Here is a 14,150-nt window from a genome sequence, read left to right on the forward strand (position 1 = left end):
CGGGCCCGGCCGGTCAGGGCCGGCGCGGCGCCTGGCGCAGCGAGCGGGCGATGAGCACGCGCTGCACCTGGTTCGTGCCCTCGACGATCTGCAGCACCTTGGCCTCGCGCATGTAGCGCTCCACCGGGTGGTCCTCGACGTAACCGGCCCCGCCCAGCACCTGCACCATGTCGGTGGTCACCGCCATCGCCGTGTCCGTCGCGATGAGTTTGGCCATCGCCGCCTCGGTCGAGAACGGGCGGCCGGCGTCCTTGCGGCGGGCCGCGTACAGGTAGAGCTGACGGGCGGCCGCGATCCGGGCCGCCGCGTCGGCCAGCAGGAACGAGACGCCCTGGAACTCGTCGATGGGCCGCCGGAACGCGGTGCGCTGCGCCGCGTACTCGGCCGCGCAGTCCAGCGAGGCCTGGGCCAACCCCACGGCGCAGGCCGCGATGCCCAGGCGCCCGGAGTCCAGGGAGCTCATCGCGATCCGGAACCCCTGGCCCTCGAAGCCGATCCGCCGGTCGGCGGCCACGCGCGCGCAATCCAGGTGCAGGGTCGAGGTCGGCGAGGCGCGCAGGCCCATCTTGCGTTCCGGCGGCCCGGCGACCACCCCGGGCGTCCCGCCGGGGACCAGGAAGGTGCTGATGCCGTGCGAGGCGTCGTCCCCGGTCCGGGCGGCGACGAGGAAGAAGTCGGCCACCGGGCCGTGGGTGATCCAGGCCTTGTCACCGGTGAGGACGTACTCGTCGCCGTCGCGTACCGCCCGGGTGCGCAGCGCCCCGGCGTCGGAGCCGGCGTGCGCCTCGGACAGGCAGTAGGCGCCCAGGGTGGCCCCGCCGAGCATGTCGGGCAGCAGTGCGTCCTGCTGGTCGGCCGTGCCGAAGTCGACCACCGCGCCGCAGGCCAGCAGATGGACGCTGACGCCGAGGGCGACGGTGAGCCATCCGCGCGCCAGCTCCTCGATCACCTGCAGGTTGACCGCCGACGGTTGGTCCCCGCCGCCCCACCGCGACGGGAAGGGCAGCGACAGCAGTCCGAGATCGCCGAGCTGGGCGAGCACGTCCCGGGGGAAGGCGCTCTGCGCCTCGGCCTTGGCCACCCGCGGGGCGAGCTCGTCGCGGACCAGCCGCCGCACCAGATCCATCAGCTCGACGGATTCCGGCGTGGGCAGTTCCCGGTCGACCGTGCTGGGCATGCCGTTCCCCCGTCCGCCCCGGAGCCGGCCCGTCATCGTTGACGGGATGACCGACTGTCGGACCTCCGAGTATCCACGCCGCGCGTGGGAGGGCGCTCAGAAGAGGTCGTCGTCGGTGTCCCGGCGCCCGCGGTGCCGGCGGTCGCCGGGGGCGGGCAGGCGGGTGCCCAACTGGGTGATGTCGCCGACCTGCTCCGGGGTGACGTCGACCGCGGCGTCGTCGGGCGATCCGGCGTCGTCGGGAGTCGCGCCGGACGGCGGCACGGCGGTCAGCTGCGGCGGGCGGTGCCGCCCCCAGGTCCGGACGTAGTCCCGCGCCACCTCGGGCCGGTCGATCCGGCCCACCTCGGTCCGCGGCAACGTCGGCACCTGCTGGTACGCGGCGGGGTACTTGAACTGGGCCAGATGGGCCTCCACGTGGGCCCTCAGCTCGGCCACGGTCAGCGGAGCACCGGCGGGCGGCGCATCCTTCGACGTCGCAGCCTTCCACGTCACAGCCTCCGACGTCACAGCCTTCGACGGGGCAGCCGTCGACGGCCGGTCCTGCGTCCGGGCGCCGTCGGCGCGGTCGGTGGCCCCTGCTCCCTCGGCGACCTCGGCGACCTCGCCGGACGGCTCGGCTCCCGCGGTGACGGCCGGCGCGCCGTCCGCGCCGTCCACCGCCGCGCCGTCCCCGCCCGCCGACCCGTCCGCCGGGTCCGCGGTCTCGTCCTCCCCGGTCCCCGGCGCGGGCCGGACGGTGTAGACGGCGACGACCTGCTGACCGGCCGGTCCCGGGACCCCGACGACGGCGGCCTGCGCGACCCGCGGGTGGGCCCGCAGCACGTCCTCGACCTCCCGCGGGTACACGGTGAACCCCGAGACGCTGATGGTCTCGGCGAACCGGTCGACCAGCCGCAGCTCGCCGGTCTCGTCCTGGTAGCCGAGATCGCCGGTGACGAACCACCCGTCGACACCCGGGCCCGCCTTGCCGTCCGGCCAGTAGCCGGAGAACAGGCTGGGCGAGCGGACCACGATGCGGCCGACCTCGCCGTCCGAGCCCAGATCGGCCGACGGGTCGTCCAGACCGCCCCCGTCGTCGGTGTCGTCCGACGGCTGTGGGCCGGGGGCGGGTTCGACGTCCCGGCCGTCCTGCCCGACGATCCGGACCTGGACGCCGGGCAGGGCCCGACCCACCGAGCCCAGGCGGGGTTCGGCGGTGGTCAGGGTGCTCGTCACCACCCCGCACGACTCGGTGATCCCGTACCCCTCCCAGACGGGCCGGGAGGTCACCTCGCGGGCCAGGGCCACATCGGCCGGGGCCAGCGGGGCGGTGGCCGAGGTGATCAGCCGCACCGAGGCCAGCGCCTGCGCGGCGCCGGGGGCGGTCAGCAGTTCGTGGCACAGGCCCGGGGTGGTGGGCAGCACGGTGGCCCGGTGCCGGGCGATGGCGACCAGCCCGGCGCGAGCCGGGCCCCGCGCCGGATGCGGATCGGCTGCGGCGGTCGGCGGCACCGGATCGGGGTGCACGGCCGCTCCCCCGACCACGGTGAGCGGCAGGAAGGAGGTCACCCAGCCGGCCAGGTGGTGCAGCGGGAGCAGCTGCAGGACCCGGTCGTCGCCGGTCAGGGCCAGGCCGGGCAGGGCGGGGACGGCGGCCGAACCGGCCAGGATCGCCCGGTGGGAGATCATCACCGGGCGGGGCCCGCGGCCCGCCCGGGCCAACCAGACCAGGTCCTCCCCGCCGGCGACCGCGGGCGTCGACTCCGTGGGCGCACCACCGGCCGGGGTGCGGTCCCACCACTGCGCGACGCGCGGGGCGTCGATGGCGATGGGCAGCCAGTGACCGCGGTCCAGGGCGATGGCCGCGGCCGCACCCACCAGATCGGCGACCGCCCCGACATCCCGACGGTCCGGCCCGATGGGAACGGCGACCAGGCCGGCCCGGGCCAGCGCGAGGAGGGTGACGACCAGGTCGGGGCCGCTGGGCAGGGCCACCACCACCCGCTCGCCGACGCCCAGACCGAAACGGGCCAGGTCCGCGACCCCCGCGTCCACCGCGGCGTCGACCTGGGCCCAGGTCCGCTCCGGGCCGGAGGACAGCAGGGCGGGGCGGTCACCGAACCGGACGGCCGCCGACCGCACCAGATCGGCGACGTTCCGCGGCGGGCGGGACGCGGTCTCCGGTCGACTGACGGGCGGGTCGGTGTTCACGGCGATCATTCTCCCCGCCGGGCCGGGTGCCGGTCGTCACGACCCCCCGACACCGGGTGGGGACGCCGGGCATCACCCGGGCGCCGCAACCGGACGTCCACCCGCCTCCCCGGCGCGTGCCCCGCGGCGCCGACCGACCGTCACGCACGACTCCGCTCGGTACTGTGATCTCGAGCTGCGCAGTCGTCGACCACGAGCCGCGCGGGAGTCGGCGAGGGGGTGGGTGATGGTCCGCGTGCCCTTCCGGCGGTCCCGGGCCCTGCGCGCCGAGCTGGCCGGCGAGGCGTCCGCGGCGGCCACCTACGAGGCCGAGCACCACGCCGACGTGCTGACCGGGGTGGCCCCGGACACCGATCACGGGGCGGAGGCCCCACCGCCGCCCGTGGATCTCACCGCGGCCGCGTTCTTCGACGTGGACAACACGATGATGCAGGGCGCGTCGGTCTTCCACTTCGCCCGCGGGCTGGCCGCCCGCAAGTTCTTCACCACCGGCGACCTCGTGCGCTTCGCGGTGCGGCAGGTCCGTTTCCGCGTCGGCGGGGAGAACCAGCTGGACATGACCACGGTCCGCGAGCAGGCGTTGTCGTTCGTGGTGGGCCGCCGGATGGGGTTGATCGTCGAGCTCGGCGAGGAGATCTACGACGAGCTGATGGCCGACCGGATCTACCCCGGCACGCTGGCCCTGGCCCGCCGGCACCTGGCCGCCGGCCAGCGCGTCTGGCTGGTCACGGCGACACCCACCGAGCTGGCGCAGATCATCGCCCGCCGGTTGGGACTGACCGGCGCGCTCGGCACGGTGGCGGCGGTCGACGCCGACGGGCTCTACACCGGCGCGCTGGTCGGCGAGATGCTGCACGGCCAGGCCAAGGCCGCGGCGGTCCGCGCGCTGGCCGCCCGGGAGGGTCTGGACCTGAGCCGGTGCTCGGCGTACTCGGACTCGGTGAACGACGTGCCGATGCTGTCGGCGGTCGGCACCGCCGTGGCCGTCAACCCCGACGGGGCTCTGCGGGACGTCGCCCGGGAACAGCAGTGGCAGATCGTGGACTACCGCACCGGCCGCAAGGCCGCCCGGATCGGCGTGCCCTCGCTGGCCGGCCTGCTGCTGGCCGGCGGGCTCGGCGTCGCCGTCCGGGCCTTCCTGCGTCGGCGCCGGCTGAACCGGATCATCGCCGTGCTGCCGGCGGGTACCCGGCGCTGGATCCGTCGGCTCTGACCCGTCGCCGACCCACCCGGGGGCCGGGCGATCAGCCCAGGAACGGGTGTCCGCGGCGGAGCAGCAGGCGGTACAGCGACTGCTGGATGGTCTCCCGCACGCGGTCGGTCAGGTTGAACACGACGATCGGGTCGTCGGCGGACCCCTCCGCGTAGCCGCTGGTGTCGATCGGCTCGCCGAATTCGATGATCCACTTGCTCGGCAACGGGACGGCCCCCAGCGGACCCAGCAGCGGGAAGGTCGGGGTGATCGGGAAGTACGGCAGGCCCAGGGCCCGGGCGAGCGGCTTGAGATTGCCCAGGAGCGGGTACGTCTCCTCCGCCCCGACGATCGAGCACGGGATGATCGGCACGCCGGTGCGCAGCGCGGCGCTGACGAAGCCGCCACGGCCGAACCGCTGCAGCTTGTAGCGCTGCGAGTACGGCTTGCCGACGCCCTTGAACCCCTCCGGGAACACGGCGACCAGCTCACCGCCGAGCAGCAGCCGTTCGGCGTCCTCGTTGCAGGCCAACGTGTTCCCGCCCTTGCGGGCGACGGGCCCGAGCACGGGGGTGTCGAACACGAAGTCCGCACCGAGCAGCCGGAGCAGGCGGTGCTGCGGATGGTGGTCGTGGACGGCGACGGCGGCCATCAACGCGTCGACGGCGATCGTCCCGGAGTGGTTGGCCACCAGCAGCGCCCCGCCGGTGGCCGGGATGTTCTCCATCCCGACGGTCTCCACACGGAACCACTTCTCGTACAGCAGGCGCAGCGGGGGCCGCAGCACCGTGTCGGTGAAGTCGGGGTCGTACCCGAAGTCGTCGACCTGGTAGTCGCCGGTGATCCGGCGGCGGGCGAAGGCCAGTGCCCCGGCCAGCGACCGCTTCCATCCGGTCTCCCCCGACGACGTCTCGGGAACGGCGCCGACCGGCGGCACGGAGGCCCCGGGCGGTGGGGATCCAGGCGTTGGCGATCCGGGCGCTGACGGGTCGTGAGGGGTCATCGGGTCCTCCGGCGGCGGGGCGCGCCGGGTGCGTCGCCCGGGATGCCGATCAGCGTGGGGCGGGCGGCTGCGTCGGCTGCGTCGGCCGTGGCCGGCCCGGGGTCGCTGCGGACGCCGAGGAGGGCGGCGACCTTGTCCTGGGCGGCGCGGACCTGCTCGGCGGACAGGGCGGGGCTCAGACCGGCGACGAAGTCGTCGAACGCGCCTGCCGTGGTGAACGCGGGGCGGAAGCCGGCCACCCCGGTGAGCCGGCGGGTGTCCAGCACCCGCCCGGAGGACAGCGCCCGCAGCTGTTCGGGCGCGAACCCACGCACCCCGGCCAGCGCCGCCAGGCGACCGATGATCCCGAGGGATCCCGACGGCAGCGGCAGGGGCACCCGGCCCGCCCGATGGACGGCCTGGGTCAGCGTCAGCACACCCGAGCCGGCCACGTTCACGATGCCGGCGAAGTCACCGAGCGCGAGATGCTGCATGACGGCCACCGCGTCGGTCTCGTGGACGAGCTGCAGGCGGGCGTCCCGACCCAACAGGGTGGGCACGATCGGGCTCAGGCTCAGGTACCGGGTGGCGGGTGTCTGCACGGTGGGCCCGATGATCTCGGCGAACCGGGGGACGGCGACCCGCACATCGGGCCGGCGGCGGCCGAAACCCCGCACGTATCCCTCGATGTCGACCGCGTCCCGGGCCGGACCCTTGGTGGGCACGCCGCGCGGCACCACGTCCTCGCAGAAGACGGCCGGATCCCGGGGGGACGAGCCGTAGACGGCGGCCGTCGAGCGGACCACCAGGTGGGCGACGCTGTCCGCCCGCTGGCAGGCGGCGAGCAGCTGCATGGTGCCCAGGACGTTCATCTCCTTGGCCATCGTGCGGGCCGCGGAGGACAACGGCGCAGCCGAGGCCGAGGCGTGCACGACCGTGTCCACCCCGGCCGCGTCGATGACCCGGGAGATGAGCGGGTTGCGGATGTCCACCCGGGCGAACTCGGCCCCGGCCATCCGGGCGCGGGCGGCCGGCTCGGGCAGGGCCGCGTCCACCCCGATGACCCGTTCGACATCGGGGTGCGCCGCCAGCAGCCCGGCCAGGGCGCTGCCGATGTACCGCGTCACCCCGGTGACCAGGACGATCCGGCCGCTCATCCCCGCCCCTCTCCGCGCACATCGCACACCCGGGAACGCGAAACGGGTGGGCCGCCGTCGTTCGCGGACCCACCCGTTCCAGCGCTCATCCCCGCTGGAGAACTACTTGCCGGCCTTGCGACGGGCCACACGGGTCTTGCGCAGCAGCTTGCGGTGCTTCTTCTTGGCCATCCGCTTGCGCCGCTTCTTGATGACAGAACCCATGCCACACCCTCAATGACCATGCCGCCGGGAGTGCCGACGGGAACGGGAGACGACCGGAGCGGCCTTCTCGTGGACCTCCACCCGCCGGACACACCGGCACACCCGCGACAGGACCGCGGGGCGCCCGGACACGCCGGACAGGATGGAACTCGGGTCATCGTACCGTCCGGCCGACCCACCCCGTCGCGCCGCGAACCGGGACGCCCGGCCGGGGACGGAACGCGGGCGGCCGGTCAGCCGACGTCGTTGAAGGCGGTGCGCAGGTACTCGTGGACGGCGTGCTCCGGCACCCGGAACGAACGGCCCACGCGCACGGCCGGCAGTTCCTCGGAATGGACCATCCGGTAGACGGTCATCCGGGACACCCGCATCACCGCGGCCACCTCGGCGACGGTCAGGAATCGGATCTCGGACAGCAGCGCGTCCCGCGGGACGGCCTCGGCGCGGACCGCCGGCCGGGGCGCGGGTCGGGTGACCTTGCCGGGGCCGGGGGCGGCGCGCAGCCCGGGTTCGGGCGACGTGACCCCCGAACGCTCCGTCGGGTCGCTGGGTGGTTCCGGTTGCTTCATCGTGCACAGCCTCTCCGGGCACGGACCGGGCCGATGGCTTCCCCTCCGCCGACCTCCGCGTGCTGGATGAACTCTAGCGGTACGGATGGGACGGAAGCGATGCCCCGTTCATGCGATCCTCACACCCCGTTCGGGACGACCGAGGGGACGGACGACCCCACGACCTGCGTGGACGGACGAAACGGACACCCCTGCCCGGTCGGTCGGGAGCCGGTCACGCCGACGGCTCGTGCGCCCGACCGAGCTGGGCCGACCGCAGCGCCGCGGCCTCGATCGCGGCCAGCAGGGCGGCCCGCACGCCGTGGTTCTCCAGCTCCCGGATGGCCGCGATGGTGGTCCCCCCGGGCGAGGTGACCGCCTCGCGGAGCAGCACCGGATGATCGCCGGAGTCCCGGAGCATCAGGGCGGCCCCGACGGCGGACTGGATGATCAGGTCGGTGGAGACCCCCCGCGGCAGCCCGAGCAGGATCCCGGCGTCGATCATCGCCTCGACGAGGAAGAAGAAGTAGGCCGGCCCGGACCCGGACAGCGCGGTGACCGCGTCCTGCTGGCTCTCCGGGACCCGGACGACCTTCCCGACCGAGGCCAGCATCTCCTCGACGAGAGCCAGATGCTCGGCCGTGGCGTGACTCCCGGCCGAGATCGCACTCATCGCCTCACCCACCAGCATCGGGGTGTTCGGCATCACCCGGACCACCGCGGTGCCGGCGGGCAACCGGCGTTCGTACAGCGAGGTCGGCAGCCCGGCGGCCAGCGACACCACCAGGGTCCCGGGCCGGACGACCGGGGCCAGGGCGTCCAGCAGGGGCTCGATGTCCTGCGGCTTGACCGCGACCACGAGCACGTCCGCCAGGGCGGCGGCCTCGTCGTTCTCCACCCCGCGGACCCCGTACTGCTCGGTCAGTTCGACGACCCGCTGCGGGTAGCGCTCGGTGAACAGCACATCGGCCGGTCGGCGGCCGGCCTTGAGCAGGCCGGCCAGCAACGCCTCGCCGATCTTGCCGGCGCCCAGGATCGCAATCGTCGTCATGGCCGACAGCGTCCCACGGTGCCGGGACGCACCCGTTCCGCCACCCGGCCGGGACGAGGGTGACGACCGGCCGGGGCTCTACTGTCCACGGGTGCCCCTGTCCCCCGCCCGGACCCGTCTGCTGGTCGGCGCCGGCGTCGTCCTGCTGGCCCTGAACCTGCGGCCCGCGGTCAACGCGGTCGGTGCCGTCATCCCCGTCCTGCAGCCCGATGTCGGCCTGAGCGGCACCGGCAGCGGCCTGCTGCTGTCCCTGCCGACCGTGGCGTTCGCCGTGCTCGGCCTGAGCGCCCCGCGGGTCGCCGAACGGTTCGGCGCCGAGCGCACCGTCGTCGCCGCTCTCGCCGCGATGATCGTCGGCCAGGTGCTCCGCTCGCTCGTCCCAGGCCTGCCGGCGCTGTTCGGCGGCTCGCTGATCGCCCTCACCGGCATCGCGGTGGCCAACGTGCTGATCCCGGGGTTGGTGCGCAAGTCGTTCCCCGACCGGATCGCCGGGATGACGGCCGCCTACACCGTGGCGCTCACCCTCGGCGCGGCGCTCTCGGCGGCGGTGACCCTGCCGTTCGGCGACGCGGTGGGCGGCGGCTGGCGGACCGGGCTGGCCCTGTGGGCCGCCACCGCGGCGGTGGCGATGGTCCCGTGGCTGGCGGTCGCGCACGTGCCGACCGAGAAGGAACGGGCGGACACCCCGGAACGCATCGGACTCGGGCGTCTCGCCCGGACCTCGATGGCGTGGGTGCTGGCCGGGTTCTTCGGCACCCAGGCGCTCATCGCCTACGTCACCTTCGGCTGGCTGCCGTCCATCGCCGTCGACCGCGGTCTGTCGACCACGGCGGCCGGTCTGCAGGTCACCCTGGCCACGGCGGTCGGTCTGCCCGTCGCCGCGATCGTGCCGCTGATCCTGGGTCGGGCCCGCCGTCCCGGCCTGCTGGTGCTCGCCCTGTCGGCGGGCTACGTGCTCGGATTCGGTGGGCTGATCCTCCAGGTCGGCCCGATCTGGCTGCTGGCCACGCTGATCGGGGTCGGCACCGGGGTCTTCCCGCTCGTGCTGACCCTGATCGCCTTGCGGGCGCGGACCACCGCGGGGGCGCTCTCCCTGTCGGCCTTCACCCAGAGCGTCGGCTATCTGCTGGCGTCGGCGGGGCCCGTCGGGTTCGGCGCGCTGCACGACGCGACCGGCGACTGGACCGTGCCGTTGCTGGCCCTGCTCGTGGTCGCCGTCGCGCAGGCCGTCCTGGGCCTGTCCGCGACCCGCCCCCGGTACATCGAGGACGCGCTCAGCCGGCGGTGACCGGCATCAGCAGGGCGGTGGCGGTGGCCGCCCGACCCTCACCGCGACCGGTCAGCCCCAGTCCGTCGGTCGTCGTCCCGGCGACGGACACCGGGGCGCCGAGGACGGCCGTCAGGACCGCCTCCGCCTCGACGCGCCGGGGTGAGAGACGGGGCGTGTTGGCCAGCACCTGGACCGCGACGTTGCCGATCCGGTAGCCCGCGGCCTCCACCCGCCGGCGGACCTCGGTCAGCAGCTCGGCACCCGACGCACCCGCCCATCGCGGGTCCGAGGTGCCGAACACGGTGCCGAGATCGCCCAGGCCCGCGGCGGAGAGCAGGGCGTCGCACATCGCGTGGGCAGCGACGTCCCCGTCGGAATGCCCGGAGCAGCCGTCCACGTCGGGGAAGAACAGGCCGGCGACGTGACAGTCCCGCCCGGCCTCGACGGGGTGCACGTCGGTACCGGTGCCGACCCGGGGTGCGGCGGGGGTGGAACCGGTCATCCTGCGGGCCTCCTGCAGATCGGCCGGGGTGGTGATCTTGAGACCGTCCCGGTCCCCGGGGACGGTGTGCACGCGCACCCCGGACGCCTCGACCAGCGCGGCGTCGTCGGTGACGGCGACGAGCGGCCCGGGTCCGGCCACCGCGTACCCGGGGTGCCCGTGGGCGGCGAGCAGGATGTCGGGGCGGAAGCCCTGCGGGGTCTGCACGATGCGCAGGTTCGCCCGGTCGACCACCTGCTCGCACGCGCCGTCCGGAGACACGGTGCGGATGGTGTCGACGACGGGCAGGACCGGGATGACCGCGGGGGCCCCGGACCGGACAGCGGCGATGACGGCGCGGATGACGACCTCGGGCTGGAAGGCCCGGGCGGCGTCGTGCACGAGCACGACGTCGGTCGGCACCGGATCGGCGGGCGTCCCGCCGATCGGCCAGTGGGCGAGCAGGCCGGCCAGCACGGAGGCGACGCGGTCGGCCCCGCCCACGACCACCTCGACCGATCCCCCGGTGACCGCTCCCAGCGCCAGCCGGGCGGTGTCCAGGTCGGCCGACGGCACGGCCGCGACGACGTGGTCCACGCCGGCGGCGAGCAGTCGCCGGACAGCGTGGACGAGCAGGGAGTCCCCGCCGATCTCGACGAACGCCTTCGGGACGCCGAGACCCAGCCGGTCGCCGCTGCCGGCGGCGGGGACGACGGCCAGGACCCGCCCGGGCCCGACGTGCAGCGGAGCGGTACCCACGATCAGGAAGCCAGGACCTCGTTCAGGATCAGCTCGGCCTTGTCCTCGTTGGTGCCCTCGGCCAGGGCCAGCTCGGAGACCAGGATCTGCCGGGCCTTGGCCAGCATCCGCTTCTCGCCGGCGGACAGACCGCGTTCGCGATCGCGACGCCACAGGTCGCGGACGACCTCGGCCACCTTGTTCACGTCGCCGGAGGCCAGCTTCTCGAGATTGGCCTTGTAGCGACGGCTCCAGTTGGTGGGCTCCTCGGTGTGCGGGGCCCGGAGCACCTCGAAGACCTTGTCCAGCCCGGTGCGGTCGACCACGTCACGAACCCCCACGAATTCGGCGTTGTCGGCGGGGACCTTCACGGTGAGGTCGCCCTGGGCGACCTTGAGGACGAGATAGAGCTTTTCGACACCCTTGACGATCCGGGTCTCGGTGGCCTGGATGAGCGCCGCCCCGTGGTGGGGGTACACAACAGTTTCGCCGACCTTGAAAACCATGATTTCGCAGCCCCTTTCGCTGGCCCCATCTTAACACGACTTTACTTGGGCTTTCCCGGTGTTCTCGCAGGTCAGAGCAGGTCGAACACTTGACAACGGTGAACGATCGTGCATCGAGCAGGTGAGTCATTCCGCCCGGCCCGGCGGCACGGGGGTGGCCCCGTCGGGGCGAGCGCACCGACCGCGCCGCCCGCCCCGGCCCCCGAGCGGTCGCACGCCCGGTGCGCCCGTCGCGCCACCGGGGTCGCCCGGCGGCTAACCTGGGACCTGTCCCCCCGGGTCGTCGCCGCAGTCGGCGCCGTCGCACCCTCCCTCCGGGTGGGCACCGCCGCATTTCGCACGGACCGGCCGAACGCCGAGAGAAGGGGACCGTCGTGTTCCGCAGCACCCGACCCTCGCGCTTCCTCCTGCCCGGCGTCGCCGCCGCGGCCGCCCTGGCCCTGAGCGGCTGTGCCGCCGGCCAGATCTCGCAGACCGCGCAGCAGGTCGCCGCCATCGACGGCGCCAACGCCGACACCGGTTCGATCAGCATCCGCAACGTGCTGCTGGCCGAGCCCGAGCGGACCAACGGCTACCCGGCCGGTTCCGACGCCCGGGTGCTGCTCTACGTGTCCAACATCGGCCTGAACGCCGACACCCTGACCTCGGTCAGCTCCTCCGTCGCCGGGTCCGCCACCATCGACGGCACCGCCGAGGTCCCGCCGCAGACCCTCGTGGACATGGCCACCGACACCGGCGTGCAGATCGCCCTGGAGGACCTGAACCGGGACGTCTTCTTCGGGCAGTCCATCCCGGTCACCTTCACCTTCGAGAACGCCGGGTCGATGACGGTCCAGGTCCCCGTCGAGGTCCCGACCGAGCGCTCCACCGACCGGCCGACGGTCGAGATCCTCCCGGCTCATCCCGTCCCCCTGTGGGAAGAGGAGAGCCACGGCGAGGAGGGCGGCACCGAGGGGCACATGGACTCCACCTCGACCGCCGCCGTGCCGACCGGTGGCGCCGTCCCGGAGCAGGGCTCCGAGGGCTGATCGCCCGGAGCCCGGACGTTTCCGGGTTCAGTCGTCGGGCCAGGTGATGGCGTCGAACGCAGCCAGCAGGCGCGCCCCGCGTCCCGGGTGGGACGCGGCGACGTACGCGATCCGGCCCTGCAGGTGCTCCCGGAAGCGAAGGTGGTCGTCGGCCTGAGCGGCCGGTCCGTCCGTCCCGCACCGGTGGAGCACCGCCCGCAGCCGGTCGTACTCCGTGCGGGGTACCGCTGCGGATGCGTTCACCACCAGACCCGTGACCAGCTGCCGCTGGTGCGCTCCGCGGATCCGGGTCTTGGCCTCGTTCACCCGGAAACCCGCCGAAGCGACCATCCCGGTCACGGCCTCGGCCAGCCGGAGCGCGGCCCGCCCGGCGCGGGCTCCGCCGGTGCCGCCTCCCGGAAGGGAGAACGTCAGGTCGTCCGCGTACCGCGTGTAACGCCAGCCGGCGCGCGCTGCGTAGTCCGTCAGCCGCCGGTCCAAGGTGAACGCGACCAGGTTGGCCAGCGCGGGTGAGGTCGGTGACCCCTGCGGGAGGTGGGGGACGTCCAACCGGCGGCCGAGTCGCCAGGCCGCGGACGTCGTCGCGGCCGCACCGGTCGGCATGCGCCGTCGTACGTCCACCGGAGTGCGCAGGGTGCACACCCCGGCCAGCAGGTGGGCCACCGGCTCCGGATACCCCGCCGACCGGAGCACCCCGTACACCCGCCCCGCCGTCACCGCCGAGAAGAACGACTCCAGATCCATCGTCAGGACCACGGCGGCGTCCTCGTGCACCCGGGCGCCGGTGATCGCCGACCGCCCGGTGACGCCGTGGGCCGCCGGATGCATCGGCAGCGGCGCCAGCAGCCCGTCCAGGATCCGCCGCTGGATGCTGCGCAGCCGCGGCCGCGGAGCCTCCAGCAACCGCGGTACCCGGCCGGGCCGCTCCACCCAGGCGAACCGGTAGTGCCTCAGCTCCGACCGGGTGTCCCGGCGCTGGAAACCCCGGGTGTCGGCGAACCACAGCAGTTCGCCCGTCGTGAGGGCGAGACGAGAGGCGAGAGCAGCGATGTAGTCCACCGCCGGGACCGGCCAGCGGCGTGGGCCCATCGCGGTGGAGGCGGCGAGGCGGCGGACCACGACCGGGCCGGGCACCGGCTCGAACAGGGCGGGCCAGGCACCCGTGAACGCACCTCCGCCGTCCTCCTCGTCGTCCTCCTCGTCGTCGTCCTCCCCGTCGTCCTCGTCCTGCTCGTCCTCGTCCTGCTCGTCCGCGCGGTGTCCTGCTCCGGTCGGCTCCCCCGCGGGCACGAGAACCGACTGCCACGTCGTCACTCCCACGTCCGGCGGCAGCGCCAGGTCGATGAACACCATGAACTCCCGTGGGGCGTCGGCCGGCGGGAACGGATGCGCGGCGAGGACGGCCCCGACCAGGTCCGCACCCCACGGTCCGACCGGGTCGATGCTCTCCGCCAGCCGCGCGAGCATGGCGGCGGCGGTCCACGGACCGGCCAGCAGGGCGTCGGACGCTGCGGCGACCAGCGCGGGGCGGGCGTGCGGACGAGGGAACGAACGGCCGGCCATCGCCTCTCCCCCCGGAGCCCGTCCGCGCTTCGCTCGGTCGTGAACGCATGTCGACGGGAC

General features: G+C 74.4%; 13 protein-coding genes. 3 read left to right on the forward strand and 10 right to left on the reverse strand.

The window, feature by feature from the left end; translation table 11 throughout:
- Positions 1 to 13: 13 nt before the first annotated feature.
- Complete coding sequence (locus J2S58_RS08005) at positions 14 to 1,177, reverse strand: acyl-CoA dehydrogenase family protein (RefSeq protein WP_205255844.1); 1,164 nt, start codon at positions 1,175 to 1,177, stop codon at positions 14 to 16.
- A gap of 96 nt (positions 1,178 to 1,273) precedes the next feature.
- Positions 1,274 to 3,370, reverse strand: a complete 2,097-nt coding sequence (locus J2S58_RS08010; RefSeq protein WP_205255843.1) for an AMP-binding protein — start codon at positions 3,368 to 3,370, stop codon at positions 1,274 to 1,276.
- A gap of 226 nt (positions 3,371 to 3,596) precedes the next feature.
- Between J2S58_RS08010 and J2S58_RS08015 the strand changes: the two genes are divergently transcribed.
- A complete protein-coding gene (locus J2S58_RS08015) occupies positions 3,597 to 4,583 on the forward strand; it encodes an HAD family hydrolase (protein ID WP_205255842.1) in 987 nt (328 codons plus the stop codon).
- A 31-nt stretch (positions 4,584 to 4,614) separates the two neighbouring features.
- Here J2S58_RS08015 and J2S58_RS08020 read toward each other — a convergent pair whose 3' ends face one another.
- The 5 genes from J2S58_RS08020 to proC all read right to left on the reverse strand — a co-directional run bounded on the left by J2S58_RS08020 (position 4,615) and on the right by proC (position 8,504).
- Positions 4,615 to 5,565, reverse strand: coding sequence for a lysophospholipid acyltransferase family protein (locus tag J2S58_RS08020; protein WP_344469980.1), 951 nt, complete (start codon positions 5,563 to 5,565; stop codon positions 4,615 to 4,617).
- Positions 5,562 to 6,701: an NAD-dependent epimerase/dehydratase family protein gene (locus J2S58_RS08025; protein WP_205255841.1), complete on the reverse strand. Its 1,140-nt coding sequence runs from the start codon at positions 6,699 to 6,701 to the stop codon at positions 5,562 to 5,564. Before J2S58_RS08025 ends, J2S58_RS08020 begins: the two co-directional genes overlap by 4 nt.
- 102 nt (positions 6,702 to 6,803) lie before the next feature.
- Positions 6,804 to 6,905: a 30S ribosomal protein bS22 gene (locus tag J2S58_RS08030; RefSeq protein WP_015746237.1), complete on the reverse strand. Its 102-nt coding sequence runs from the start codon at positions 6,903 to 6,905 to the stop codon at positions 6,804 to 6,806.
- Positions 6,906 to 7,138: 233 nt separating this feature from the next.
- Positions 7,139 to 7,324 carry a helix-turn-helix domain-containing protein gene (locus J2S58_RS19190; RefSeq protein ID WP_344470042.1) on the reverse strand — a complete coding sequence of 62 codons (186 nt, stop codon included), beginning with the start codon at positions 7,322 to 7,324 and terminating at the stop codon, positions 7,139 to 7,141.
- Positions 7,325 to 7,688: 364 nt separating this feature from the next.
- A complete protein-coding gene (gene proC / locus J2S58_RS08040) occupies positions 7,689 to 8,504 on the reverse strand; it encodes a pyrroline-5-carboxylate reductase (RefSeq protein WP_205255839.1) in 816 nt (271 codons plus the stop codon).
- A gap of 91 nt (positions 8,505 to 8,595) precedes the next feature.
- On the opposite strand from proC, the gene J2S58_RS08045 reads away from it, so the two are divergent.
- Entirely contained in the window at positions 8,596 to 9,792 is a 1,197-nt protein-coding gene (locus J2S58_RS08045; protein ID WP_205255838.1) for an MFS transporter, read from the forward strand.
- On the opposite strand, the gene ispF is transcribed toward J2S58_RS08045, so the two are convergent.
- Both ispF and J2S58_RS08055 read right to left on the reverse strand, forming a co-directional pair.
- Positions 9,779 to 11,014 (reverse strand): 2-C-methyl-D-erythritol 2,4-cyclodiphosphate synthase, encoded by a 1,236-nt coding sequence (gene ispF, locus J2S58_RS08050; RefSeq protein WP_306827614.1) that lies wholly within the window; start codon positions 11,012 to 11,014, stop codon positions 9,779 to 9,781. The two genes, J2S58_RS08045 and ispF, sit on opposite strands and share 14 nt — an antisense overlap.
- A 2-nt stretch (positions 11,015 to 11,016) precedes the next feature.
- Complete coding sequence (locus J2S58_RS08055) at positions 11,017 to 11,499, reverse strand: CarD family transcriptional regulator (protein ID WP_205255837.1); 483 nt, start codon at positions 11,497 to 11,499, stop codon at positions 11,017 to 11,019.
- Between the two features lie 374 nt (positions 11,500 to 11,873).
- Between J2S58_RS08055 and J2S58_RS08060 the strand changes: the two genes are divergently transcribed.
- Complete coding sequence (locus tag J2S58_RS08060) at positions 11,874 to 12,527, forward strand: copper chaperone PCu(A)C (RefSeq protein WP_205255836.1); 654 nt, start codon at positions 11,874 to 11,876, stop codon at positions 12,525 to 12,527.
- A gap of 27 nt (positions 12,528 to 12,554) precedes the next feature.
- Here the strand turns inward: J2S58_RS08060 and J2S58_RS08065 are convergent, their stop codons facing one another.
- A complete protein-coding gene (locus J2S58_RS08065) occupies positions 12,555 to 14,090 on the reverse strand; it encodes a reverse transcriptase family protein (protein ID WP_205255835.1) in 1,536 nt (511 codons plus the stop codon).
- Between the last annotated feature and the right edge of the window lie 60 nt (positions 14,091 to 14,150).

It is taken from the genome of Nakamurella flavida (genome assembly GCF_030811475.1).
Lineage (GTDB): Bacteria > Actinomycetota > Actinomycetes > Mycobacteriales > Nakamurellaceae > Nakamurella > Nakamurella flavida.